The following is a 24,958-nucleotide window of genomic DNA, read 5'->3' on the forward strand; positions in this document are numbered from 1 at the left end:
GCCGGTCGCGGGTATCGATCAGGATCCGGGCGATCGAGTTCCTGATTCATCGGATCCAGTTGCGGAAACTCTTCCTTTCTTCGAAGATTTGTTCTAAACTGAAGGTATGGAAAAGCCTCTCGACGACTACCTCCGCCGCAGCGCGGAGATCGCCGAGGAGTGCGCCGAGCTCGGGCGGGAGATCTCCCGACTGCAGGCGCGGCAGGCGACCCTCGCGCACGAGCGGGTCGCGCTGCTGCTCGCGGAGGTCTGTCCGGGGGAGGCGGGTTTTGATCCTGCCGAGAGGTCGATGATCAGCGAGCTGTCGGCCGCGCTGCACCTCTCGCGGTACGCGGCCGCGAAGCTTCTCGCCACCGGGTATGCGCTGCACGAGCGGTTCCCTGCCACGCGCGCGGCTCTGCAGGCGGGGGATCTGTCGCTCGTGCACGCGGAGGCGGTCATCGAGGCGGCCGACGACATCCCGCACGACGACGCGGCGGCACTGGCGGAGTACGAGGCGCAGGTGGTGCCGTTCGCCGCCGCGGAGTCCCGGGCGCGGACGAGGGCGTTCGCCGAGACAGTGGCGGCCGCGGTCGCCCCGGTGCCCGTGACCGAGCTGCATCGGCGCGCGCACGACGATCGCGCGGTGACGGTCACCGATGATGGGCGCGGGCAGGCCACGATGCACGCATCCGGACCGGTCGCGCTCATCCATGCCGCGTTCGACCTCCTCACCCAGGAAGCGCGCGCGATCCTCGACGACGCGAAGCAGCCGGGCCGTGAGGCCGACGAGCGGCGGCTGGATCAGGTGCGGTTCGACCGGTTCCTGCTGAAGGTCCTCACTGGCCGGGTCGCCGACGACGCCGACCTCCTCGACCGCATCCACGCCACCGTCCAGGTCACCGTGGCCGAGAGCACGCTCACCGGCCGGGACGACCGGATGGCAGAGCTCGACGGACGCGGCCCGATGGATCCCGATATCGCCCGCCGACTCGCCGCATCCGCGGTCAGCTGGGAGCGTCTCGAACTCGACGACCGCGGCCGGGTGGTCCGCACCAGCCCGTACCGGCCTCCGGAAGCAGTGAAACGCCAGCTCCGGGCGCGCGACCGCACCTGCCGGTTCCTGAACTGCCGGATGCCGGCCCGCCGCTGCCAGATCGACCACACCCACGACTACGCCCGCGGCGGCCCCACCGACCCGTGCAACCTCGCCTGCCTCTGCGAGACCCATCACGCGATGAAGCATCCGGACGTGGATCCGCGGTGGCGCTGGGACGCGGAGCAGAGACCCGGCGGAGTGATCATCTGGATCAGCCCCACCGGAACCGAATACGCCGACACCCCACCACCCCGCGTCATGTTCATCGACACCGACACGACAGCGCCGGAGACCGCCCCGTGAGGTGAGCCTGGGAGCGGCAGGGTAGCGCCGAGCATCGGCGAGTCCTGCGCAGTGTCTCGATGCCGGTCTCATGCGGCTCGCCCTGCGGCCGCGATCGGTCCGGCTCCGCGGACCGGGGTCGCCCCTCAGCCGCGGCCGAAGAGGGCGCCGCCGTTGACCTGCAGGATCTGGCCCGTGGTCCAGCCGCCCTCGGGGCCCGCGAGATAAGCCACGGCCCCGGCGACCTCGTCGGGCGTGCCGGCGCGGTTCATCGGCACCTGGGCGAGGCGCGATGCCACGATGTCCGGCGTGCGTCGGCCGTCCCAGAACTCGGTGTCGGGCACGTAGCCCGGTGCCACCGCGTTCACCGTCACGCCCTCCGGCGCGAGGTCGGCGGCGAGTCCCATCATCCAGCCGTGGATCGCGGCCTTCGCCGCGCCGTACCCGTTCGCCCCGCGCAGCGCCGCGATGGAGCTGATCGAGATGATCCGTCCGCCCGGGCGGACGATGCGCGGCAGCAGCGCCTCGGTGAGCAGCACGGCGGTGAGCACGTTCAGCCGCATGTTCGCCTCGTAGTTCGCGGCGATCCCGGCGAGTCCCTCACCACGATCCAGCACGTTGCCGCCGGCGTTGTTGAGCAGCACCTGCACCGGCCCCTCGATCTCACCGGCGGCGCGCTCCACCTGCGCCGGATCCTGCAGGTCCGCGGCGATCGTCTGCACCTGCGCGCCGGGCGTCTGCTCGCGGATCCGCGCCGCGGCGGCGTCCAGCACCTCGGTGCGACGCCCGATCAGCGCCAGGTCGAAGCCGTCCCGCGCGAAGCGGACGGCCGAGGCGAGACCGATCCCGGTGCCCCCGCCGCTGATCACGGCGAGCGCGCGGGTGGATCCGGAGTGGGGGATGCTCATGGCCCCAGCCTAAGCGCGACGACCGCCGGGGCGATGGGGCGACCGCCGGGACGGCGGGACGAGCGCCGGGACGGCGGGACGAGCCGCCGACCGGCCCTGCACCGGCGGAGCGGGCAGTCGCGGCTAGCATGGCGGCGATGAACGACGTGCCCCCGATCGCCGAGCGGCTGAGCCGGATGATCCAGCTGCCTACCGTGTCCGCCGAACTGGGCGAGCGCGGGACCGCGCCCTTCGACGACTTCGTGACGCTCCTGGCCGAGCTCTATCCCCGGGTGCACGCCGCGCTGACCCTCGAGCGGCACACCGAGTTCGGGCTGCTCTTCCACTGGCGCGGGCGTCGTGCCGCACCCGATGGGCCGCTCGTCCTCATGGCGCACTACGACGTGGTCCCGGTGGACGAGTCGGACGACTGGACGCACCCGCCGTTCGCCGGCGTGATCGAGAACGGATCCGTCTACGGCCGCGGTGCGCTCGACGACAAGGGCCCGCTCGTCGTGATCCTGGAAGCCGTCGAGAGCCTCCTCGCCGACGGGTTCACCCCGGCCCGCGACGTCTACCTCTCCTTCGGCGGCAACGAGGAGACGTACGGAGCCGCCGCGATCGCGATCGCCGCGGCGCTGCAGGAGCGTGGCATCGTTCCGTGGCTGGTGCTGGACGAGGGCGGCGCCGTCGTGGACGCGCCGCTGCCGTTCGTGCCGGGCCGCGCCGCCATGATCGGCGTCGGAGAGAAGGGCGTGATGACCGTCCGGCTGACGGCTCGCGGCGACGGCGGGCACGCCTCGGCCCCGCCCCGCCGTACCGCGGTGCGCCGCATCGCCCGTGCCGTCGAGCGGCTCGGCCCCGGCACGTTCCGAGCGCACACGCCACGGGCGGTCTCCCGCATGCTCACGCAGCTGTCCGGATCCGCGCCGGGGCCCGCCCGGCTGCTGCTGCGCCTGCTCGGCGGGTTCCCTCCGCTGTCGGCGCGGGTGTTCGCGGCCCTCGGCGGGGAGGCGGCGGCGCTCGTTCGCACCACGGTGGCGCCCACGATGCAGTCCGGTGGCACGGCGGCGAACGTGCTGCCGTCGCAGGCCTCGGCGACGCTGAATCTACGCATCGCGCTCGGAGAGACGGTGCAGAGCGCGGCCGCGCGCGTGCGCCGGCGCATCGCCGACCCGGGGGTGACGGTCGAGGTGCTGGAGGGCAGCGACCCCTCGGCGGAGTCGCCGACCGGCAATGCGCAGTTCGCGCTGCTCGCCGAGGCGCTCGCCGTCTCACACCCGGGGGTGCCCGCAGTGCCCTACGTGATGATGGCCGCCACCGACTCGCGGCATTTCCACCGCTTCGCGCCCGCCGTCTACCGGTTCGCGCCGCTGGAGATGTCCAATGCCCAGCGCGCCGCCATCCACGGCGTCGACGAGAGCGTGGAGATCGCTGCGCTGGAGCGCGGGGAGCGGTTCCACCGGGCGCTCCTGCAGCGGCTACAGTGAGCTGACCCGCCCCGACGCCGCCGTCGGCAAGCCCGCGGAGTCGTGGGTCGGGCACGGGCAGGCCCGCGGAGCCGCGGGCTGGTGATCGGGAGGGAAGGAGCCGCGATGTCGCGAAAGGCCATGGGAGGCGCCCTGGTCGCCGTCGTCGGCTTCCTCGCCTTCGTCGAGTTCACGAGCGGCGTGCTGCAGGGCTACTACACGCCCATGCTCAGCGACATCGCGCGGCACCTGCGGATCCACGACGCCGACGTGAACTGGTTCGAGGGCGCGCAGCTGATGCTGTCGGCCCTCGTGGTGCCGGCGTTCGCGAAGCTCGGCGACATGGTCGGCCGCAAGCGGATGCTCCTGGTGTCCACGGCCCTCACCGCACTGGCCGGGTTCGCGCTGCCGTTCACCGACGTGTTCGGCGTCTTCCTCGCGGCGTGGGCGCTGATGGGGTTCTACGTGGTGTGGCTGCCGCTGGAGATCGCGCTGATCTGGTCGCGGGCCCGGCGTCTCGACGGCAGTTCCGCGATCACCGCGAAGGCTGCCGGCGTCCTCGTCGCCGCGCTCGAGGGCGGCGCGATCATCGGGGCGCTCGCCGGAGGCGCCCTGGTCGACGTGCTGCCGCTGACGGTCGTGCTGCTGGTGCCGCCGGTGCTGATCACCGCGTGCTTCTTCGTGATCCTGTTCGGCGTGCGGGAGTGGCCTGAGAAGACCGGCGGTGCGTTCGACACCGTCGGGCTCGTGCTCATCTCGCTGTCGCTCATCGGGCTCACCGGCGGTCTCAGCCTGCTGCGCCTGCCCGGCGGCGTGGCGAACCCGCTGTCGTGGCTGGTGATCGGAGCGGGCGTGGTGCTGCTCGTGCCGTTCGTGGTGTGGGAGCTGCGTCAGCCGGATCCGCTCATCGACGTGCGGATGTTCCGCAGCCCGGCTCTCGGCCCGGTGTTCCTCACGGCCGGCCTGTTCGGCGTGAGCGTGCTCGGCGCCCAGGCTCCGCTGTCGACCTTCGCCCGCACCGATCCCACCGTGTACGGCTACGGACTGGGCACGTCCGGCTTCCAGACCTCGCTGATCATCGGCCTGTACCTCATCGCGATGATCGCCGGCGCACTGCTGTTCCCCCTGATCGCGCGCCTGGCGACCCCGCGGGTCACCCTCATCGGCGCTTCGGTGCTCGTCGGGATCGGCTTCCTGCTCTTCCTCCCGTTCCACGGCGCCTACCTGCAGGTGGTGACGAACATGATCGTCGTCGGGATCGGATCCGGGGCTCTCGTCGCCGCGCTTCCCGCCGCCGCGGCCTCGGCCGCTCCGCACACCCAGACCGGGGTCGCGACGGGTCTCACGAATTCCGTGAAGACGGTGGGCGGCGCGATCGCCTCGTGCGTGTTCGGGATCGCGCTCATGCACGCGGTCGCCGGATCCGCCGCGGCGGAGGCCACCGCCGGCTCCTTCTCCGGCTACGTCACCGTCTGGATGGTGTGCGCAGTGACCGCCCTGGTCGCGGCCGTGCTCCTGCTTTTCGTGCCGAAGCAGGCGTTCACCGATCGCGCGGCGCACGCTGCCGCCGCGGATCCGGCGATCGGCTGAGCCGGGCCCGGCTCGTCTGGCTCGCTCAGCGCTCCCCGCGGGACAGCTTCGACGGCCACCACACCGCGCGACCCACGTCGTGCACGAGGGCGGGGACGAGCAGCGAGCGCACCACGAACGTGTCCAGCAGCACGCCGAACGCGACGATGAACGCGAGCTGGGCGAGGAACAGGATCGGGATCACCGCGAGCGCGGCGAAGGTGGTCGCGAGGACGAGACCGGCCGAGGTGATCACGCCGCCCGTGATCGCGAGCCCGCGGCGCACCCCTTCCCGCGTCCCGTGCCGGCGCGACTCCTCCCGCACGCGTGTCATCAGGAAGATGTTGTAGTCGATCCCGAGCGCCACCAGGAAGACGAAGCCGTACAGCGGCACCGCCGGATCCGCCCCGGGGAAGCGGAGGATCCCGTTGAACACGAGCGCCGAGACCCCCATCGCGGTGCCGAACGACAGCACGGTCGTCACGATCAGCAGCACGGGCGCGACGATCGCGCGCAGCAGCATCATCAGGATCAGCATGATCACCACGAGAACCACCGGGATGATCAGCGCGCGGTCGTGCAGCGAGGCGTCGTCGGTATCGACGGAGGTCGCCGTGACCCCGCCGACGACCGCATCGGAGCCCGCCAGCGCCGAGCGGAGCCGCCGCACCGTGTCCTCCGCCGCCGCAGAGTCCGCGGCGGCCGTGAGGGTGCCCTGCAGCATCACATCGCCGTCGACCACGGTCGGCTCCGGGACCGGCGTTCCCGGGCGGCCGACGGGCTGGACGCCGTCAGTCGTCACCGGAGCCATGCCGCTCGGCGAGTCCGCTGCGACCACGGTCACGCCGTCGATGCCCTCGTCGGCGAGCAGCACGTCGGCCGCCCGCTGCAGGGAGCCTTCCGCCACGACGACCTGGACCGGGCTGCCGGATCCGCCGGGGAAGTGCTCGCCCAGCACCTTCTGCCCGTCGCGCGCCGGCGAGGAGCCGAGCACGAGGTCGGACTGCGGCACGCCGGAGGCGTCCAGCTGCAGCACCCCGAGCGTCCCGACGGCGAGCACGAGCGTGGTCGCGATCCAGATCACCCGCGAGCGCCGCCGGATCAGACCGGCGAGACGCGCCCAGACGCCGGTCGTGGGCATGCCGCCCTCCGCCGCGACCGCCTCCGGGTCGAAACGCGGGCGCCGCGGCCAGAACGCCGCGCGACCGAACGCCATGAGCAGCGCGGGCAGCAGCGTGAGCGCGGCGAGCATCGCGAACACGATCCCGATCGCTGCGACCGGGCCGAGCGCGCTGTTCGACCGGAGATCGCTCAGCAGCAGGCAGAGCAGGCCGGCGATCACCGTGCCGCCCGAGGCGAGGATCGGCTCGAACGCGCCCTTCCAGGCGGAGAGAACCGCCCGCCCCCGATCCTCCTCCACGCGCAGCCCCTCCCGGAATCGCGAGACGAACAGCAGCGCGTAGTCGGTCGCGGCGCCGATCACGAGGATGAACAGGATCCCCTGGGTCTGCCCGCTCAGCAGCAGCACGCCCCACTTCGCCAGCCACCACACCATGAGCAGGGCGGTGCACAGGGCGAACATGCTCGTCGCCAGCACCACGACCGGCAGCAGCAGGGACCGGTAGACGAGCACGAGGATCACGAGGACGGCCGCCAGTGCGACGCCCAGCAGGATCCCGTCGATGCCTGCGAAGCCGGCGACGAGGTCGGCGCTGAAGCCGGCAGGGCCCGTCACGTACACGGTCACCCCGCGCGGCGCCGCGTCATCGAGGTGCCTGCGGATGTCCGTCACGACTTGGCCGAGATCGGCATCGGCGCGGATCGGCACGAACGCCTGCACCGCCTTCCCGTCGTCCGAGACGAGTGCAGGCGAGACGTCATCGCCCACCCCCGCGATCTCCGCCGTGGCGGCGACCGCCTCGGAGAGCGCGGTGCGCTGCGCCTCCGTCAGTCTCCCGTCCGACGCGGCGACGACGATCGCCGGGATCTCCTCGGATCCGGCGAAGCGGGTCTGCAGCTCCTGGACGCGTGCCGAGTCGGACGAGGAGGGCAGGTAGGCCGTGCGGTCGTTGGACGAGACCTCGTCGACCTTGCCGAACAGCGGGCCACCGAGGGAGGCCGCGGCCAGCCAGGCGAGGATGATCAGCGCCGGCAGCAGGATGCGCAGCAGGCGTCGGGTGCGGTGGGGGTGGGCGGGCTGCTGCAGGGCGGTCATCGGGATCCTTCCGTCTCCGGCAGGATAGGAGGAATTAGCTAGCTTGGCAAGTAATAAATCGAGCGTGAAATATAGCGGGATGTACGATGACGGCATGGCAGCGGGTCGACGCAAGGGCAGCGGGGAGCCGCGCGCCGTGGGCCGCGTCGGCGCCCCGGCCCCGGACGGCGTGCCGGCGAGCGTCGTCTACGACATCGAGGCCAGCGACCCGGAGGGGACGCTTCTGGACCGGAGCGGCGTGGATGGGGATGCGATCCGCCAGATCACCGGCGTCATGACAGCGCTCGCGGAGCTCCGCGACGCCGAGCAGCGGCTCGCCGAGGCGTCCCGCCGCTACATGAAGCTCAACGAGACCGACATGCGCGCGCTGCACTATCTCATCGTGTGCGCGAACACGGGCGCGGTCGCGACCCCCGGCGGGATCGCGCAGCACCTCGGCATCTCGACCGCCTCGACCACCAAGCTGCTCGACCGGCTGGAGCGCGCCGGGCATGTGGTGCGCGCGCCGCACCCCTCCGATCGGCGTGCACTGGCGATCTCGATCACGCCGGAGACTGCGAAGGCGGCGATGGAGACGGTCGGGCGCCAGCAGGCCCGCCGCTTCCACGCGGCCGCGCGTCTTTCGGCCGAGGAGCGCGACGTCGTCATCCGCTTCCTCCGCGACATGACCCAGGAGCTCCGACTCGACGGGGTCGACTGGGCGGAGGAGGGCGCTCACGCAGAGGAGGGCGACGCGAGCGCTGCGGGGGATGATACAGAGGACGCGAGCGCGACCGAAGGCGCCGCCGGCGCGGACGCGGACGGCGCGGAGCGCTGAGCCGGGGAGCCACCGAACCCAGCGCTACGAGGCAGATCAGGCCTGGCTCTGGCCTGCGGAGAACATCCAGTCGATGCCGAACTTGTCGGTGAGCATACCGAACTGGTCGCCCCACGGCGCGGGGCCGAACTCCTGCGTGATGGTCGCGCCGTCGGCGAGCTTGTCCCACGCGGCGCGGATCTCGGCCTCGTCGGTTCCGCTCAGCGACACCGAGACGCCCTGCGGCGCCTTGTACTCGTAGTGCGCCGGGGTATCGGACGCCATCAGCACCAGACCGCCGGGAGTGGTCAGCATCGAGTGCATCACGAGCGCCTGCTCGGCCTCGTCCTGCACCATGCCCGGCATGTCGCCGAAGGTCATCACCTGCAGGTCGCCGCCGAGCGCCTGCTGGTAGAACTCCATCGCCGCGCGGGCGTCGCCGCGGAACGAGATGTACGGATTGAGGATGGTCATGAGTGTGTTCTCCGTGCTCGGATCGACGACGCCGGACCGGCGCCGCACTCAGTCTGGGGCCGGGCACGGACAACGGCAACGGTGTGTCGCGGATCAGGCGCCGGCCGCGTCCCGAGGGGGGTTGTGCACGACCTCGAGACGGATCCCGTTGTCGTCCTCGAGGAAGGACGCGTAGTAGCGGTCGCTGAAGCGCGGATACTCCTTGGGCGCCCGCACGGCCGTCCAGCCGACGCCGAGAGCGATGGCGTGAACGCGGTCGACCTCGTCGCGGGAGTCGACGGCGAACGCGAGGTGCTGCCAGCCCACCTTGCCGTGCTCGTGCGGTCCGTCGGCGTTCTCGCGCGCGGGGTAGAGCAGGATCTCGGGCTGGCCGTCCTGCCGCCAGTACGCGAGGTCGGGAGCGTCATGCCTGCGGGTGTAGCCCAGCGCGCGGAGCACGGGATCGAACTGCGCCGAGGCGCTGGGCACGTGATCGACACTGATGCCGAGGTGGTCGAGAGAAGCCATGCCCCCAGCATCGCGGAGGCCGCGGACATCGACCAGGCGGCTCAGGCCGAGGCCGGCTCCCGCGGCGGGTTGTGCATGAACTCGAGCCGGATCCCGTTGTCGTCCTCGACGAAGGAGGCGTAGTAGCGGTCGGAGAAGCGCGTGAACACCTTCGGATCGCGCACCGCCGTCCAGCCCGCCGCGAGCGCGATGGCGTGCAGGCGCTCCACCTCCGCGTGCGAGTCGAGGGCGAACGCGAGGTGCTGCCAGCCGATCCGCCCGTAGCGGTGCGGTTCGCCGCCGGGCTCCGGGGCGCGGTACAGGATCAGCTCGGTCTCGTCGTCCCGTGACCACGCGATCCCGCCCTCGAACTCCTCGCCGCTGCTGGTGCAGCCGAGGGCCGCCAGCACCGGGTTCCACTGGGCGTACGCGCGGTCGAGATCGGCCACGGTGAGGCCGAGGTGATCGAAGAGGGGCATGGATCCAGTCTGCCCGACGGGACAGGCGCCGCCGGTTCCGGCCTCACCGGGCGCGGTGGTCCTCGGGGGCGAAGCGGGGGCCGCGCCGCGGCTCGGTCGCGCCGCTCAGCCGGATGAGCCGCACGACGCGCTGCCGGTGCCCCGCCCACGGGGCGAGCAGCTCGAGCATGCCCGCATCGTCGGTGCGGTGCCCGGTGAGGGCGAAGCCGACCTCGTGCGCGAGGTGGTAGTCGCCCACGCTCACGGCGTCCGGATCGCCGAGCGCGCGGATCCGGGTCTCGGCCGCGGTCCACGGGCCGATTCCGGGCAGGCTGGTGAGCGCCGCATCGCGGCCCGTCCCGTCGTCGGCGGCGAGCACGGCGCGCTCGAGGCTCGTCGCACGCTCGGCCGCCCGAACGAGTGTGCGCGACTGCGGCGGCTGCACGCCGGCGCGGTGCCAGGCCCACGACGGGATCCGGCGCCACCCGTCGGCGTCCGGCGCGACGGCCATGGGGCGCGGCGTGGGCCCCGGGGCGGGGTCGCCGAACCGGGTGACGAGCACGCGCCAGGCGCCGTACGCCTGCAGGCCGGTGACCTTCTGCTCGAGGATCACCCCGGCGAGGGCGTCGAACACGGCACCGGTGCGGGCGAGCCGCAGGCCGGGAAGTCGCCGTGCGGTGTCGGCCAGCACGGGGTGGGTGGACGGGTCGAATCCGTCCGGGTCGTCGAGGGCGCCGCACAGTGCGGGGACCCGGACGAGCGCCTCCTCGGCGCCGGGGCCCCAGGCGCTCGCGCGCACCTCGCCGGATGCGGGGCGGAGGGCGAGCGTGGCGATCCCGGCCGGAGTGCGCAGGGTGAGCCAGATCACCGCGCCGTCGCGCACGACCGTGGGATCCTTCGGTCCGCGACGCAGGATGCCGACCGTCTCGTGCAGATCCAGAGGTCCCCGCGGCCGATACCCGGTCTCCCGCGCCGGCCACAGGCGTGGAGCGGGATCGGCGGCGAGGGTCATGGGAACACCCTAGATCCGCCGTCCGACAGCAGGACTCAGGATCCGGAGCCGCCGTCGAGCGGATCCGGCGGAACGCTCAGAACCGGTCGGGGGAGGGGGTGCCCACGCCGTAGCGGATCGCGACGTCGGCGTGCCGGTCGAAGCGGTAGCCCACGCCGCGGACGGTGCGGACGATGTCCTCGTAGCGGCCGAGCTTGGCGCGCAGGCGCCGCACGTGCACGTCGATCGTGCGCTCGCCGGGGGCCTCCTCGTCGGAGGTCTGCCACAGCGCCGAGACGAGCTCGCTGCGCTCGATGGTCGAGCCTTCGCGCAGCACCAGGTACTGCAGCAGCTCGAACTCCTTGTACGTGAACGCCGCGGACTCGCCGTCGATGAGGACGCGCTTGCGGGAGATGTCGACGACGACACCGCCGCCGTCCTGCGGGGCGCGCTCCTCGGCCTCGGCCTTGGAGCGGGCGATCGCGCCGGGCTCGTGCAGGGCGAGGCGCACGACGTCGAGGTCGCGGCCGCCGGTGCCCTGCGGGGCGAGGGCCACGGTGGCGTGGGTCTCGGCGTCCGGGGCCAGCTCGGCGAGGGTGCGGCGCAGGGCGTCCACGAGCAGCGGCAGGCTCACGCCGTTCGTGGCGGCCTTGAGCTCGTCGATGCCGACGTAGAGCGCGAAGCCGCGGGGAGTGCGGGCCGGCGGCGCGTCGACGACGGGCGCCGGGGTGTCGATCTGGGTGCGCGGCACGGCGTGCAGACGCGGCGCGGCGGCGGGGGAAGCGGCGGGAACGGTGAGGGGACGCTCGAGGAGGGCGGTGTTCGACATGATGATGGGTCCTTGAAAGGAAGGAGTCAGTCGGAGACTCAGAGTGTTGCGATGAGACCGGCGAGCCGGCGAAGGAGCACGCGGATGGGTGCTCGAGACTCAGCTCGCGAAGATCACGACGAGCGAGTCAGGCGGGGTTCTGTGGCTTCAGCGACACATTCGGCAACACATGCCAACGCAACCGGGCATCATCATCCCGGTCGTCCCGTTCGCCTCCTGGGCGGACATGGGGCGTGCGTTGGTGGTCATGGGCCCGATTATTACCGACGGTGACCAACAATGTCAAAACGGTCCGGCTCCGACCGTCCGGGCGTAGCGTGAAACCGTGGGTACCTCTGCACATTCCTCCCGGTTCGCGCTCACCCGAGAAGCGGACGCGTCGCGCTACACGCTGACCCGCGACGGCGTGCTCGTGAGCGTGCTGGACTATCACGACGACGGGCGCACGATCGCGCTGACGCGGGCCTTCACGATCCCGACTTTCCGCGGATCCGGCTATGCCGCCAGGGTCGTCGAGGGCGCTGTCGACGACATCGCCCGGCGCGGAGACCGGCGCATCGACGCGGTCTGCTGGTACGTCGCCGACTGGTTCGACGCGCATCCCGAACGGGCGGATCTGCTCCGCGTGCGCTGAGCCGTACACGCCTCGCTCCCGATGTGACGCATTGTTACGCGAGGTCGCGGCGGCCCCGCTCACCGGGGTGCGGCATGCCCGGCACGCCTCGGAGGGAATGTCGGACCCCGTCCGTAGCGTGGACGGCATGAGGATCCTGCACACCAGCGACTGGCACATCGGCCGCGGCTTCCACGGGCATTCCACCCTGGAGGCGCTCGCCGAGGTGCTCGACGCGCTCATCGTGCAGGTGCGGGAAAACGACGTCGACGTGGTGATCGTCGCCGGCGACGTGTTCGACTCGGCCACCCCGGCGGCCGCCGCCTACACCCTGCTCACCGACGCCCTGGTGGGGCTCTCCGACGCCGGCGCGCAGGTGATCGTCACGAGCGGCAACCACGACTCCGCCGCCCGGCTCGGGTTCCAGGCCCGGCTGCTGCGCGAGGGGATCCACGTGGTCACCGACCCGCGCACGATCGGCGAGCCGATCACGATCGCCGATGCGGACGGCCCGGTGCGGTTCTTCGGGGTCCCGTACCTCGAGCCCGCGATCGTCCGGCAGCACGCCGCGTTCGCGGCCGGCGCCGACGGGCGCCCCCTGCGCACCCAGTCCCAGACGGTCGCGCGGGCCATGGAGCTCGTGCGGGCCGGCCTCGCCGAGCATCCCGGGCGCTCGGTCGTGATCGCGCACTGCTTCGCCGCGGGCGTCGACGCCACGACCGGCCTCGAGCGGGAGATCCGCCAGGGGGGCATCGACATGGTGCCGGTGTCGGTGTTCGACGGCTTCGACTACGTGGCGCTCGGCCACATCCACGGCCGCCAGGCGCTCACCGATCGGGTCCGCTACGCCGGCGCTCCGCTGCACTACAGCTTCGGCGAGCAGCACAAGCCGCGCGGATCCTGGCTCGTCGACCTCGACGCCGGCGGAGCCGTCGACGCCACCTGGCTCGAGCTCCCGGTCCCACGCCGGCTCGTCACCCTCACCGGCTCCTTCGCCGAGATCCTCTCCGCCGACCTCGTCGCGGCGCACGCGGAGGACTGGGTGTGCGCGGTGTACACCGACGACCTGCCGCAGACCGAGCCGATGCGGCGGCTGCGCGAGAAGTACCCGTTCTGCGCGCTGGTGCAGCACCAGACCCTCGTCACGACGGCACCCGAGGAGCGCTCGTACAGCGAGCGGCTCCGCGCCGCGGTCACGGATGAGGAGCGCATCGACGCGTTCCTCGCCCACGTGCGCGCGGGAGCGGGCGCGAGCCCGCGCGAGCAGGAACTGATCCGCGAGGTGCTGGACGACCGCACGCTCGCCGAGGCTCTCGTCTAACCGGGGGCCCGTTCCGTGAGACTGCATCGCCTCGAGATCGAGGGCTTCGGGCCGTTCCTGCGCCGTCAGACGATCGACTTCGACGCCTTCGCCGACGACGGCGTGTTCCTCATCGGCGGGCGCACCGGCGCCGGGAAGTCGAGCATCCTCGACGCGGTCTGCTTCGGGCTGTACGGCAACGTCCCGCGCTACGAGGGCGGCGAGAAGCGCCTGCGCAGCGACCACTGCGAACCCGCGGATCCGACCGAGGTCGTCGTCGAGTTCAGCACGGTCGCCGGGCGGTTCCGGATGACCCGGTCGCCCGAGTACCAGCGGCCCGCGAAGCGCGGCGGCGGGCTGACGAAGCAGGCGTCGGCGGTGTCGCTGGAGGAGTTCACCGGCGGCGAGTGGATCGGACGCGCGGCGCGCGAGGTCGACGTCGCGCATGCGCTCGACGAGATCCTGCAGCTGAACCTGCAGCAGTTCCTCCAGGTGATCCTGCTCGCGCAGGGGCGGTTCGCGCGGTTCCTGCTCGCGGACAGCCGGGAGCGGCAGTCGCTGCTGCGCCGGCTGTTCGGCACGGGGCGCTTCGAGGAGTACCAGGCGCGCTTCGACGAGCGCCGTCGCGCCTCGGAGCAGGCCCTCGGCGCCGGACGTGCGGCCGTGCTCGCCCGTGTCGAGGACGCGGAGCGGCTCGTCGCGGCGAACGACCTGGGCGGCGCCGATGTCGCGGCCGGTGCCCCGCAGGCCGCAGGCGCCTCCATCGACGAGCGCCTCGAGGCCCTGCGCCGTGCGGGCGCCCGCGCCGACTACCGCGCCGAGCAGCGTCGCCAGGAGCGCGACCTCGCGGAGGCGGCGCACCGTGCCGCGACGGCGGCCCTCGCCGTCGCACGGGAGGAGCGCGCCGCCCAGGCCGAACGGGACCGCGCCCGTGCCGCGCTCGCCGCACTCGACGCCGCCGCCGACCGGATCGCCGCCGACCGCCGCACGCTGGAGCAGGCGCGCGCCGCCGAGGCGCTGCGACACGTGCTCAGCGCCGCGGAACGCGCCGTGGACGCAGCCGCCGCGGCCGAGACCGCCGCCGCCGTCGCCGCAGACGCGTGGGCGGCCGCCGGCGCGGACGAGGCGGGCGCGCCCGACGGCTCCTCCGCGCCGGAGCTGCGGGAGTGGGCCGCCGCGCTGACCCGCGCGAGCGGCGCCTGGCAGCAGGCGGCCGAGGCGGAGGCCCGGCTCGGCGCCCTCGAGGCCGCCGTGGTGGCCGCGCGGGACGAGGCGGAGGCGATCACGGCGGCGCGCGCGGCGCGCGAGGAGGAACGGACGGCGCTCCCGGCCGCGCTCGAGGCGCTGTCCGTGGAGCGCGACGACCTGCGCCGCACCGCCGACCGTCTGCCCGACCGCGAGGCCGCGGTCGCCCTGGCCGCGGCGCGACTGTCCGCCGCTCGCGAGACCGTGTCGCTCACCGAGCAGCGCAGCGCGGCTGTGCAGGCGGTCGCCGAGCGGGAGCGCAAGGCGGCCGAGGCCTTCGCGCACGCCGCAGAACTGCGCCGTCGCCGGGAGGCCGGGATGGCCGGCGAGCTCGCTGCGGCGCTGGTGCCGGGGGAAGCGTGCAGCGTCTGCGGCTCGACCGACCACCCCAGTCCCGCGGCGCTCGCGGATCCGGTCTCCGCCGACGACGTCGCAGAGGCCACCGAGGCGCGGGAGCGCGCCGCCGACCGAGTGCGCGCGGCGACGGCCGAGCTCGCCGCGCTCGATGCGGCGCTCGCGGCCGCCACGGCCCGGGCCGACGGACTCAGCGTCGACGTCGCGGAGCAGGAGCTGGCGGCGGCGACGGAGCGGCGTGCGGAGGCCGCCGCGGCCGTCGCCGCCGCGGAGGACGCCGAGCGGCGCCTCGCCGCCCTGCGCGCGCAGGACGGTGCGCTGGAGGCGGAGATCGGCGCGCTCGCCGCCCAGCACGCCACGACGAACGAGCGGCTCGCACTGGCGCGGCAGGAGCTCGCCGCCGCGGAGCAGGCCGTGGCCGAGGCCCGCGGCGGATTCGCGACCGTCGCCGCCCGGCTCGACGACGCCTCCGCGCGCATCGCCGCAGCGCAGGCGCTCGCGGCCGCGGTGGAGGAGCGGGAAGCCCGGACCGCCGCGGCGGCGGCCGCCCGTGCCGAGCAGGAGGAGGCGCTCGTCGCCTCGCCGTTCGACGATCCGACGGCCGCACGGGCAGCGCTCCGCGGTGCCGCGGACCAGGCGGCGCTCGAGGAGCGGATCACCGCTCATGCCGCAGAGCGCACCAAGGAGCGCGCGATCCTGCTCGAACTCGAGCTGCGCACCCTCCCCGACGAGCCGATCGACCTGGCGCCGCACGAGGCGGCCGAGGCCGACGCCCGCACGGCGTGGACCGCGGCCGTCGATGCAGCGAGCCGCGCGGACGCGACCGCGACGCAGCTGGCGTCTCTCATCGAGACCGCCGCCGCCGAGCACGCGCGCGGTGCGGCGGCGGCCGCGGAGCACGAGATCCTGCAGCAGCTCGCCGACACCGTCGCGGGGCGCGGTGCCAACACCTACCGGATGAACCTGGAGACCTTCGTGCTCGCCGCGGAGCTGGAGGAGATCGTCGCCAGCGCGAACCTGCGGCTGGCCGACATGTCGTCCGGGCGCTACCGGCTGCAGCACAGCGACGCCCGAGCCGCACGAGGAGCCGCGAGCGGGCTGGGCATCGTCGTGTTCGACGCGTTCACCGGGCAGACCCGGCCCGCGCAGTCGCTGTCGGGAGGCGAGACCTTCCTGAGCTCGCTCGCCCTCGCGCTCGGCCTCGCCGAGGTGGTCACCGCCCGCGCCGGCGGGATCCAGCTCGACACGCTCTTCATCGACGAGGGGTTCGGATCCCTCGACGGCGAGACGCTCGACGTCGCCATGCGCACCCTCGACGAGCTTCGGGCCGGCGGGCGCACCGTCGGCGTGATCAGCCACGTGGAGGCCATGCAGGAGCAGATCCCCGCTCAGATCACCGTGCGGGCGACCCCCGACGGCCCGAGCGTGATCGAGGCCTGACGGTCTCGGTCCTCGAGCGTCCTTCGTCTCGCTGCGCTCGCTCAGGAACCGGGCGGCAGTGACGCTAGACCAGTTCGTACACCGTGGCGTTGGCCATGCCGCCGCCCTCGCACATCGTCTGCAGGCCGTAGCGGATCCCGTTCTGCCGCATGTGGTGCAGCAGCGTCGTGGTCAGCCGGGCGCCGGACGCGCCCAGCGGGTGCCCGAGCGCGATCGCCCCGCCGCGCGGGTTCACGAGCTCCGGGTCCGCTCCCGTCTCGCGCAGCCACGCGAGCACGACGGGTGCGAACGCCTCGTTCACCTCGAACGCGCCGATGTCGCCGAGAGCGAGGCCGGCCCGCTCCAGCACCTTCGCCGTCGCGGGGATGGGTCCGGTGAGCATGAGGATCGGATCCGAGCCGACCACGGCGACGCTGTGCACGCGCGCGATCGGCGTGAGCCCGAGCTCGGCGGCCCGGGCGCTCGTCATCATGAGCACGGCCGCGGCGCCGTCGGAGATCTGCGAGGCGCTCCCGGCCGTCACCACGCCGTCCTCGCGGAACGGCGTCGGCAGGGTCGCCAGCCGCACGACGGTGGAATCCGCGCGGATGCCCTGATCCGCGGTCACGACGCCCTCGGCAGTCGGGACCGGCACGATCTCCTCGGCGAACAGCCCCTCGGCCGTCGCCGCGGCGGCGCGCTGATGCGACCGCACGGAGAACTCGTCGAGCTCGGCGCGGGTGAGCCCCCACCTCTCGGCGATGAGTTCCGCACCCACGCCCTGGTTGCCGAGGTCGGGGAAGCGCTCGTGCATGAGCGGGCCGTAGGGATCCGCGCCGGCGACGCTGGAGAACATCGGCACCCGCGACATGACCTCGACGCCGCCGGCGACGACGATGTCGGCGTAGCCGGCGATGATCGCCGCGGCCGCGCTGTGGATCGCCTGCTGCGAGGATCCGCACTGCCGGTCGATCGTCATCCCTGGCACGTGCTGGGGCAGCCCCGCGGCGAGGGCGGCGTTGCGCCCCACGTTGAACGACTGCTCGCCCACCTGCGACACGCAGCCCCACACGACGTCGTCCACGAGCGCGGGATCCACGCCCGAATCCTCGAGCACCGCACGGATCGGGTGCGTGGACAGGTCCACCGGGTGCACGCCGCTGAAGACGCCGCGCTCGGGCTTGCCGATGCCGACGGCCGTGCGGCGCGCGGCGACGATGACCGCGTCCCGGCCGGAGGTGAGGAAAGGCGTGCTCATGCAGCCATTCTCCCTCCGCAGCGCCGCCGGGGCTCGGGACGGCGTGTCCCGAGGCGCCGGCGCGGCGGAGCGGGTGCGCGTCACTCCACGGTGACCGACTTGGCCAGGTTCCGCGGCTTGTCCACGTCGTGACCCAGGAGCACGGCAGCCTGGTACGCGAGGAGCTGCGTCGGGATCGTCAGCAGGATCGGATCCAGTTCCGGCTCGTTCTTCGGCACGACGATCGTCCGGACGTCGAGGTGGCCGAGGTCGACCCCGGCGTGCGTGATCGCGATCAGCGGCCCCTTGCGTGCGAGGATCTGCTCGGCGGCGGCGAGGTTGCGATCGGTCAGCTCGTCCTCGGGGATCACGGCGACCGTGGGCATCTCGGGGTCGATCAGGGCGAGCGGGCCGTGCTTGAGCTCGCTCGCCTGGTAGGCCTCCGCGTGGATGTAGCTGATCTCCTTGAGCTTCTGCGCGCCCTCCCGCGCGACCGGGAAGCCCCGCACGCGTCCGATGTAGAACGCGCTCTGCGCCTTCGCGACGTCGTCGGCGACCGCGGCGATCGCCTCCGTGCTGTCCAGGATCTCGCGGATCTGCTCCGGGATCCGCTGCAGGCCGCGGAGGATCCGCTGGCCGTCCGCGTGCGACAGGTCGTGCAGGCGGCCGAGGTGCAGGGCCAGCAGGGCGAAGGAGAGCGCCATGTTCGTGAGCGCCTTGGTCGACGCGACCGAGATCTCCGGGCCCGCGTGCAGGTAGATCCCGCCGTCGACGGTGCGCGCGATCGTCGAGCCGACGACGTTGACGACCCCGATCACGCGGCCGCCCTTGCGCTTGATCTCCTCGACGGCGAACGCGGTGTCGGCGGTCTCGCCGCTCTGGCTGACCGCGACGTAGAGCGTGTCCGACTCGATGATCGGCTGGCGATAGCGGAACTCGGAGGCGGCCTCGGCATCGGCGGGGATGCGTGCGAGGTCCTCGATGAGCTGGGCGCCGAGCTGGCCGACGTAGTAGGCGGATCCGCAGCCGAGGATCTTCACCCGGCGGAAGCCGCGCAGCTCGCGCGGATCCAGGCCCAGGCCGTCCAGGCGGGCGGTGGCGAACCGCTCGTCCAGCCGGCCGCGCAGCACGGTCGCGGCGGCCTCGGGCTGCTCGTGGATCTCCTTGAGCATGTAGTGCTGGTAGCCGCTGAGCTCCAGATCCTCCGCGGCCACGCTGATCTCGACCGGCTCCGAGCTGGTCGGGCTGTTGCCTCGGTCGAAGGTGCGGAAGCTCGTCGCCGTCACGGTCGCGAGCTCGCCGTCGTTGAGGTGCACCACCTGGTTGGTGTGCCGCACGAGCGCGGCCACGTCGCTCGCGACCAGCATCTCCTTGTCGCCGACCCCGATGATCAGCGGGGAGCCGCTGCGCGCCAGCACGATCCGGTCCGGGTGCTGCTCGTCCAGCACGGCCAGCGCGTAGGTGCCGGTGATCCGGCCGAGTGCGGCGAGCACGGCCTCCTCGAGCGTGGGGGCGTCGGCCTGGGCGACGAGGTGCGCGATGACCTCGGTGTCCGTGTCGCTGGACAGCTCGACCCCGGACTGGGCGAGCTGGGCGCGCAGCGCCGCTGCGTTGTCGATGATGCCGTTGTGCACCACGCTGATGCGGCCGTCCTGGCTGCGCTGCGGGTGCGCGTTGTGCTCGACGGCGGGGCCGTGCGTCGCCCAGCGGGTGTGCCCGATGCCGACGGTGCCGGACAGGCGCTTGGGCAGCGCGGCCTCGAGCTCGCGCACCCGGCCCACGCGGCGGATCGCTGTCGTGCCCTTGCCGCCGAGGACGGCGAGGCCGGCCGAGTCGTAGCCGCGGTACTCGAGGCGGGTGAGGCCTTCGACGAGGACGGGGGCCGCGGCCTGGTGGCCGATGTATCCGACGATTCCGCACATGGGGGAGCTCCTCAGGGTTTCGGTGACGGTGAAGGACGGTGAAGAAGGGGACGGCGCGCGCTCAGCCGTAGACGATGCGGCGCAGCTGCCGTTCGGACAGCTCCGGGGCCGCCACGCGGCGGTCGCGGAGCTCGGCGGCGATGAGCGCGAACGCCTCCGCGTTGCGCGTGCCGTAGAGCTGCAGTTCGGCATGGCGGCGCCGCACGTAGGCCTCCACGGGCTCGTCGTACCAGGCGAGCACGTCGTCGACGACCCGCGCGGCGACGCTCGCCGGGAGACCGGTCGATGCCGCGATCCGGTGGATCAGGTCATCGTCCGTCATGAGACGAGTATGCGGATCCAGAGACGCGAATGACAAAGATCTGCCCGAAATCGGGCAGATCCTTGCGAATGTGAGGACGGATCAGAGTCCGAGGCTGCGGGCGATGAGCATGAGCTGCACCTCCGTGGTGCCCTCGCCGACCTCGAGGATCTTCGAGTCGCGGTAGTGGCGGGCCACCCGGTACTCGTTCATGAAGCCGTTGCCGCCGAACACCTGCGTGGCGTCGCGGGCGTTGTCCATGGCGGCCTCGCCGGCGACGAGCTTGGCGATCGCCGCCTCCTTCTTGAACGGCTTGCCCGCCAGCAACAGGGCGGCGGCGTGGTAGTACGCGCGGCGGGCGACCTGCGCGCGGGCCTCCATCCGGGCGATCTTGAACGCGATCGCCTGGTGGCCGCCGATGTGCGTGCCGAACGCCTGGCGCTCCTTGGCGTAGCGCACCGCGTCGTCCACGCAGCCCTGCGCGGCCCCGACAGCCAGGGCGGCGATCGCGATGCGGCCCTCGTCGAGGATCCGCAGGAAGTTCGCATAGCCGCGACCGCGCTCGCCGAGCAGGTTCTCCGCCGGGACGCGCACGTCGTCGAACGAGAGTCCGTGCGTGTCGGAGGCGTTCCAGCCGACCTTGTCGTACGGGGGCGCCACGGTGAAGCCCGGGGTTCCCGAGGGCACGATGATCGTGGAGATCTCCTTGCCGCGCTCGTTCTCGCCGGTGACGGCCGTCACGGTGACGAAGGCGGTGATGTCGGTGCCGGAGTTCGTGATGAACTGCTTCGCTCCGTTGATCACCCATTCGCCGTCCGTTGCCGAGCCGCCCAGGCGTGCGGTGGTGCGCGTGCGGCCGGCGTCGCTGCCCGCGTCGGGCTCGGTCAGCCCGAACGCACCGAGGGACGTGCCTGCCGCGAGCGACGGCAGCCAGCGCTGCTTCTGCTCCTCCGTGCCGAACCGGAAGATCGGCATGGCCCCGAGCGAGACGCCCGCCTCGAGCGTGATCGCGACGCTCTGATCCACCTTGGCGAGCTCCTCGAGCGCGAGGCAGAGCGCGAAGTAGTCGCCGCCCATGCCGCCGTACTCCTCGGGGAAGGGCAGGCCGAACAGGCCCAGCTCCGCCATCCCCGCCACCACCTCGTACGGGAAGCTGTGCTCCCGATCGTGCTGAGCGGAGACCGGGGCCACCACCTGCTCGGCGAAGTCGCGCACCGTGGCGGACAGTTCGCGGTACTCCTCGGGGAGTTCGGACGGGATCGCCTCGGACACGCAGATCAGCTCCTCAGTGAACGATCGGTAACTGAAATAGATGTTAGCGACCATTCACGCGACTGTCCAGGATCGGTATCCTTGCGGGATGACCACCGCGAGGGCGCAGGGGAAGGCGCGCACGAGGCAGCTCTTCCTCGACGCCGCCGCCCGGCTCTTCGCGGACCGCGGATTCCACGCCGTCTCGATCGGCGAGCTCGGCACCGCGGTCGGCGTCTCCGGGCCCGCGCTGTACCGGCATTTCCCGAGCAAGGAGGCGATGCTCGAGGAGATCCTGCTCGGCACCAGCGAGTTCCTGCTGCAGGGCGGATCCGAGATCGTCACCGCACCCCACGCATCCGACCGGGAGGTGCTGGACGACCTCATCGACTTCCACCTGGCATTCGCCCTGGCGCACCGTGATGTCATCCGGGTGCAGGACCGCGAGCTCGGCACCCTGCCGAAGGCGGCGAACCGTCAGGTGCGCAAGCTCCAGCGCCAGTACCTCGACGTGTGGGCCGAGGTGCTGGGCCGGATCCGGCCCGAGCTGGCGGCGGCCGACCGGCGGGTCACGATGCACGCCGTGTTCGGACTGCTGAACTCGACGGCGCACAACACCGTCGCCGGGTCGGCGAACGAGCGCGTGATCCTCTCGGACGCGGCCCGGCGCGTGCTCGTCGCCGGCTGAAGATCGCCTTCAGTGCCCGAGCGACAGCTCGGCGCACCCCGTCACGATGCGGGCGTAGCCGAGGACGAGCTCCCGCGCGCGCCGCGGGCTCGCCGAGCGGTTGCCGCTGATGATGTGCAGCTCGTAGGCGTCCTCGAGCGAGACGAAGTTCTGCGCGAGATCGATGATGGGCCCGGCGAGGCGGAAGTGCCCCTGCGCCAGCCCGAGCTGCAGCGCGGCGAAGTAGAGCGCGACCTGCCGGTCGTAGAGCGCCTGCAGCAGCGGACCCATCGTGGCGCTGCCCCGGCGGAACAGGTCGATGTCGTGCATCGCGATGACGAGCGCATCATCTTCGCTCTTCGGGATGCCCGCGTCGATCATCGCGACCAGCTGCTCCCGGGCGTCCGGGATCTCGGCGAGCGCCTGCAGCCGTGTCGTGTAGAACCGCTCGCACGCCCAGGTGTAGACGTCGTCGATGACCTGATCGAGATCGTTGAAGTGATAGTGCACGGTGCCGGTGGACACCCCGGCCCGTTCGGCGACGTCCTGGATGCGCAGGTTCGCGCAGCTCTCCCGGGGGTTGACTTTCAAGGAGAACATCCTGATCACGCTCTCGGCGGTGACGCCGGCGTCGAGCGTGTTCATCATCGTCCCCGCCATCATCAACGGCATCGGCGGAGCTTCGGCCCTCGCCTTCCTCATCGGCGCGCTCGTCGGCGTCTTCGTCGCCCTGTGCTACGCCGAACTCTCCAGCGCCTTCCCGATCACCGGAGGAGAGTACGCGTTCGTCGCGCGCACTCTCGGCAAACCCTGGGGCTTCGGGCTGTTCCTGCTGAACCTCGTCAGCGGTGTGCTGATCATCGGCGTGATCGCCTCGGGTGCGGGGCAGTACCTCGGGGTGCTCTCCGAAGCGCTCGGTGGTGGATGGGTCGGGATCGTCGTGATCCTGGTGACCACCGTGATCGCGTGCCTCGGCATCAAGACCAACGCGTGGGTCACCGGCGTCTTCCTGATCCTGGAGATCGGCGCGCTGGTCGTTCTCACGGTGGTGGGCTTCCTGCACGTGAGCCAGCCGATCTCCACGCTGTGGACGGTCGCGACGAGCGGTCCGGGAGGGGTGCTCGTGAGTGCGTCCGCCGGCCTCGTGGTCTCCTACACGGCGACCGCCCTGTTCGCGTTCAACGGCTACGGCGCCGCGGTCTACTACGCCGAGGAGACCAAGAACGCCCGCTCCACGATCGGACGCGCGATCCTCTGGTCGCTGCTGATCGCGGTGGTCGCGGAGATCGTGCCCACGATCGCCGTGCTCCTGGGGTCGAAGGACCTCGCCGCCCTCGTCGCGTCGCCCTCGCCGATGACGCAGTTCCTCACCGAGCGCGCGGGGCCGGTCGTCAACACCCTCGTCAGCGTCGGGATCGCGGTCGCCGTGATCAACGCGGTGCTCGCGATCATCCTGCAGTTCGGCCGCACCCTCTTCTCCTCCGCGCGGGACCGCTCGTGGCCCGACGCGATCAATCGGCCGCTGGGCCGGATCCACCCGACGCTGCGCACCCCGGTCGTCGCGACGATCATCGTCGGCGTGATCGCGGCGCTCTGCCTCTGGCTCGTCCCCTTCACCGTCCTGCTCGTCGCCACGAGCGCCGGCATCGTCATCCTCTACGCGCTGGTCGGCCTTGCTGCGCTCGTCGGGCGGCTCAACCACACCACCGACGCTGCCGAGTACCGGATGCCGCTGTGGCCCGTCGCGCCGATCCTGATGACGCTCGCCACCCTCGCGATCCTCGTGATGAGCCTGATCGCCGACTGGGTGCCCGTCGCCGTCGCCGTGGGGATCTTCGCGATCGGCCTGCTCTACTACGCGCTGTACCTGCGCGGGAAGCCGGACCGCTGGACCCTGCCGCTGCCTGCGGACGAGGAGCTCGAGGACGAGGTGCGCGGATGAGCCGGGCACGGGCGCGCGAGCTCGGTCTGGTCGGCAGCGGGGTTCCGGGCCCGCACAACGCGATCACCGACGTGCCGGGGGTCGAGGTCGGCTACACCACGCTCATCGGGCAGCGGGAGTCCGCGGTCGTGCGCACGGGGGTCACCGCGATCCTGCCGCGCGACCGCGGCGGCGCGGCGGATCCCGTGGCGGCCGGTGTGCACTCGCTCAACGGCAACGGCGAGATGACAGGATCCGTGTGGATCGCCGAGTCCGGCAGTCTCGGCACGCCGGTGCTGATCACCAACACGCACTCCGTCGGGGCCGCGCACGAGGGCGCGATCCGCTGGATGCTCGAGACCGTTCCCGGCGCGGCGGACCAGTGGCTCCTGCCGGTCGTCGCGGAGACCTGGGACGGCCGGTTGAACGACATGAACGGGCTGCACGTGCGGCCCGAGCACGCCGTCGCCGCGCTGAACGCGGCCCGTGCCGGCGCGGTCGCCGAGGGCCCGGTCGGCGGCGGCACCGGCATGATCTGCTACGGGTTCAAGGGGGGATCCGGAACCGCGTCGCGGCGGGTCGCCGTGGGGGACGCCGAGTACACGGTCGGCGTGCTCCTGCAGGCGAACTTCGGCGAGATGTCGGAGCTGACCGTGCGCGGGGTGCCGGTGGGGTCGGTGCTCGAATCCGAGGGGGCCGCGGAGATGGCAGGCGCCGCACCGGCACCGGCAGGGGGAACGGCCGCTCCGCCGCAGGGTGCCGGCAGCGTCATCGTCGTCGTGGCGACCGATGCGCCGCTGCTGCCGGGTCAGTGCACGGCGATGGCGCGGCGGGTCTCGCTCGGCCTCGCCCGCACCGGGACGGCGGGGTCGCACTTCTCGGGTGACATCTTCCTCGCGTTCTCGACGGCGAATCCCGGGGCGCTCGCGAGTCGGTTCCCGGTGAAGAGGGAACCGGTCGTGCTGGACGAGCTCCGTGCCGTGCCCTGGGGGCGGATGGATGCGCTCTACACCGCAGTGGTCGAGGCGACGGAGGAGGCGGTGCTCAACGTGCTCGTCGCAGGCGAGGACACCGTCGGCCACAAGCAGAGCGTGAGAGGCCTGCCGGTCGAGCGCGTGCAGGAGCTGCTGCAGGTCGGGTAGCCGTGGCCCCGCCCGGTCGTACACCCGGGGTGCGCGACCGTCGGAACAGCCC

At 72.4% G+C, this 24,958-nt stretch carries 22 protein-coding genes; 10 read left to right on the plus strand and 12 right to left on the minus strand.

The features are described 5' to 3' along the window. The first annotated feature begins 106 nt into the window (after positions 1 to 106). Positions 107 to 1,381, plus strand: coding sequence for an HNH endonuclease (locus ACYQ1L_RS03315; protein ID WP_460002840.1), 1,275 nt, complete (start codon positions 107 to 109; stop codon positions 1,379 to 1,381). A gap of 125 nt (positions 1,382 to 1,506) precedes the next feature. On the opposite strand, the gene ACYQ1L_RS03320 is transcribed toward ACYQ1L_RS03315, so the two are convergent. Then, the gene (locus ACYQ1L_RS03320; protein WP_460002841.1) at positions 1,507 to 2,268 is read right to left on the minus strand and encodes an SDR family NAD(P)-dependent oxidoreductase; all 762 of its coding nucleotides are present in this window, start codon (positions 2,266 to 2,268) and stop codon (positions 1,507 to 1,509) included. A gap of 137 nt (positions 2,269 to 2,405) precedes the next feature. On the opposite strand from ACYQ1L_RS03320, the gene ACYQ1L_RS03325 reads away from it, so the two are divergent. Both ACYQ1L_RS03325 and ACYQ1L_RS03330 read left to right on the plus strand, forming a co-directional pair. Then, positions 2,406 to 3,737, plus strand: a complete 1,332-nt coding sequence (locus tag ACYQ1L_RS03325; protein ID WP_460002842.1) for a M20/M25/M40 family metallo-hydrolase — start codon at positions 2,406 to 2,408, stop codon at positions 3,735 to 3,737. A 105-nt stretch (positions 3,738 to 3,842) separates the two neighbouring features. Further along, the gene (locus ACYQ1L_RS03330) at positions 3,843 to 5,306 is read left to right on the plus strand and encodes an MFS transporter (RefSeq protein WP_460002843.1); all 1,464 of its coding nucleotides are present in this window, start codon (positions 3,843 to 3,845) and stop codon (positions 5,304 to 5,306) included. 25 nt (positions 5,307 to 5,331) lie between these two features. On the opposite strand, the gene ACYQ1L_RS03335 is transcribed toward ACYQ1L_RS03330, so the two are convergent. Next, a complete protein-coding gene (locus ACYQ1L_RS03335) occupies positions 5,332 to 7,500 on the minus strand; it encodes an MMPL family transporter (RefSeq protein ID WP_460002844.1) in 2,169 nt (722 codons plus the stop codon). 94 nt (positions 7,501 to 7,594) lie between these two features. Here ACYQ1L_RS03335 and ACYQ1L_RS03340 point away from each other — a divergent pair, with 94 nt between their 5' ends. Beyond that, positions 7,595 to 8,317, plus strand: a complete 723-nt coding sequence (locus ACYQ1L_RS03340) for a MarR family winged helix-turn-helix transcriptional regulator (protein WP_460002845.1) — start codon at positions 7,595 to 7,597, stop codon at positions 8,315 to 8,317. Positions 8,318 to 8,353: 36 nt separating this feature from the next. Here the strand turns inward: ACYQ1L_RS03340 and ACYQ1L_RS03345 are convergent, their stop codons facing one another. The 5 genes from ACYQ1L_RS03345 to ACYQ1L_RS03365 all read right to left on the minus strand — a co-directional run bounded on the left by ACYQ1L_RS03345 (position 8,354) and on the right by ACYQ1L_RS03365 (position 11,534). Further along, positions 8,354 to 8,770, minus strand: coding sequence for a VOC family protein (locus ACYQ1L_RS03345; RefSeq protein ID WP_460002846.1), 417 nt, complete (start codon positions 8,768 to 8,770; stop codon positions 8,354 to 8,356). A gap of 93 nt (positions 8,771 to 8,863) precedes the next feature. After that, complete coding sequence (locus tag ACYQ1L_RS03350; protein WP_460002847.1) at positions 8,864 to 9,277, minus strand: VOC family protein; 414 nt, start codon at positions 9,275 to 9,277, stop codon at positions 8,864 to 8,866. 41 nt (positions 9,278 to 9,318) lie between these two features. Further along, complete coding sequence (locus ACYQ1L_RS03355; RefSeq protein WP_460002848.1) at positions 9,319 to 9,735, minus strand: VOC family protein; 417 nt, start codon at positions 9,733 to 9,735, stop codon at positions 9,319 to 9,321. Positions 9,736 to 9,778: 43 nt separating this feature from the next. After that, complete coding sequence (locus ACYQ1L_RS03360; protein WP_460002849.1) at positions 9,779 to 10,726, minus strand: DNA-3-methyladenine glycosylase family protein; 948 nt, start codon at positions 10,724 to 10,726, stop codon at positions 9,779 to 9,781. 76 nt (positions 10,727 to 10,802) lie between these two features. Continuing rightward, positions 10,803 to 11,534: a winged helix-turn-helix domain-containing protein gene (locus tag ACYQ1L_RS03365; protein ID WP_460002850.1), complete on the minus strand. Its 732-nt coding sequence runs from the start codon at positions 11,532 to 11,534 to the stop codon at positions 10,803 to 10,805. A gap of 325 nt (positions 11,535 to 11,859) precedes the next feature. Between ACYQ1L_RS03365 and ACYQ1L_RS03370 the strand changes: the two genes are divergently transcribed. The 3 genes from ACYQ1L_RS03370 (at position 11,860) to ACYQ1L_RS03380 (ending at position 16,486) form a co-directional block, all read left to right on the plus strand. After that, positions 11,860 to 12,168, plus strand: a complete 309-nt coding sequence (locus ACYQ1L_RS03370; RefSeq protein WP_460002851.1) for a GNAT family N-acetyltransferase — start codon at positions 11,860 to 11,862, stop codon at positions 12,166 to 12,168. A gap of 127 nt (positions 12,169 to 12,295) precedes the next feature. Beyond that, on the plus strand, positions 12,296 to 13,468 hold the full coding sequence (locus ACYQ1L_RS03375; RefSeq protein ID WP_460002852.1) for an exonuclease SbcCD subunit D: 1,173 nt from the start codon (positions 12,296 to 12,298) through the stop codon (positions 13,466 to 13,468). Positions 13,469 to 13,483: 15 nt separating this feature from the next. Beyond that, positions 13,484 to 16,486, plus strand: coding sequence for an AAA family ATPase (locus ACYQ1L_RS03380; protein ID WP_460002853.1), 3,003 nt, complete (start codon positions 13,484 to 13,486; stop codon positions 16,484 to 16,486). 64 nt (positions 16,487 to 16,550) lie between these two features. On the opposite strand, the gene ACYQ1L_RS03385 is transcribed toward ACYQ1L_RS03380, so the two are convergent. From ACYQ1L_RS03385 to ACYQ1L_RS03400, 4 genes are all read right to left on the minus strand, one after another. After that, positions 16,551 to 17,723, minus strand: a complete 1,173-nt coding sequence (locus tag ACYQ1L_RS03385) for a thiolase family protein (RefSeq protein ID WP_460002854.1) — start codon at positions 17,721 to 17,723, stop codon at positions 16,551 to 16,553. An 80-nt stretch (positions 17,724 to 17,803) separates the two neighbouring features. Continuing rightward, on the minus strand, positions 17,804 to 19,624 hold the full coding sequence (gene glmS, locus ACYQ1L_RS03390) for a glutamine--fructose-6-phosphate transaminase (isomerizing) (RefSeq protein WP_460002855.1): 1,821 nt from the start codon (positions 19,622 to 19,624) through the stop codon (positions 17,804 to 17,806). Between the two features lie 61 nt (positions 19,625 to 19,685). Beyond that, complete coding sequence (locus tag ACYQ1L_RS03395; protein ID WP_460002856.1) at positions 19,686 to 19,946, minus strand: hypothetical protein; 261 nt, start codon at positions 19,944 to 19,946, stop codon at positions 19,686 to 19,688. 81 nt (positions 19,947 to 20,027) lie between these two features. Next, positions 20,028 to 21,251, minus strand: coding sequence for an acyl-CoA dehydrogenase family protein (locus ACYQ1L_RS03400; RefSeq protein ID WP_460002857.1), 1,224 nt, complete (start codon positions 21,249 to 21,251; stop codon positions 20,028 to 20,030). A gap of 34 nt (positions 21,252 to 21,285) precedes the next feature. On the opposite strand from ACYQ1L_RS03400, the gene ACYQ1L_RS03405 reads away from it, so the two are divergent. Further along, a complete protein-coding gene (locus ACYQ1L_RS03405; RefSeq protein ID WP_460002858.1) occupies positions 21,286 to 21,864 on the plus strand; it encodes a TetR/AcrR family transcriptional regulator in 579 nt (192 codons plus the stop codon). A gap of 9 nt (positions 21,865 to 21,873) precedes the next feature. Here the strand turns inward: ACYQ1L_RS03405 and ACYQ1L_RS03410 are convergent, their stop codons facing one another. Continuing rightward, a complete protein-coding gene (locus ACYQ1L_RS03410) occupies positions 21,874 to 22,491 on the minus strand; it encodes a TetR/AcrR family transcriptional regulator (protein WP_460002859.1) in 618 nt (205 codons plus the stop codon). On the opposite strand from ACYQ1L_RS03410, the gene ACYQ1L_RS03415 reads away from it, so the two are divergent. After that, positions 22,463 to 23,785, plus strand: a complete 1,323-nt coding sequence (locus ACYQ1L_RS03415; protein ID WP_460002860.1) for an APC family permease — start codon at positions 22,463 to 22,465, stop codon at positions 23,783 to 23,785. The two genes, ACYQ1L_RS03410 and ACYQ1L_RS03415, sit on opposite strands and share 29 nt — an antisense overlap. Further along, positions 23,782 to 24,906 (plus strand): DmpA family aminopeptidase, encoded by a 1,125-nt coding sequence (locus ACYQ1L_RS03420; RefSeq protein ID WP_460002861.1) that lies wholly within the window; start codon positions 23,782 to 23,784, stop codon positions 24,904 to 24,906. Before ACYQ1L_RS03415 ends, ACYQ1L_RS03420 begins: the two co-directional genes overlap by 4 nt. The last annotated feature ends 52 nt before the right edge of the window (positions 24,907 to 24,958 follow it).

The sequence above is a fragment of the Microbacterium xylanilyticum genome (genome assembly GCF_054654695.1).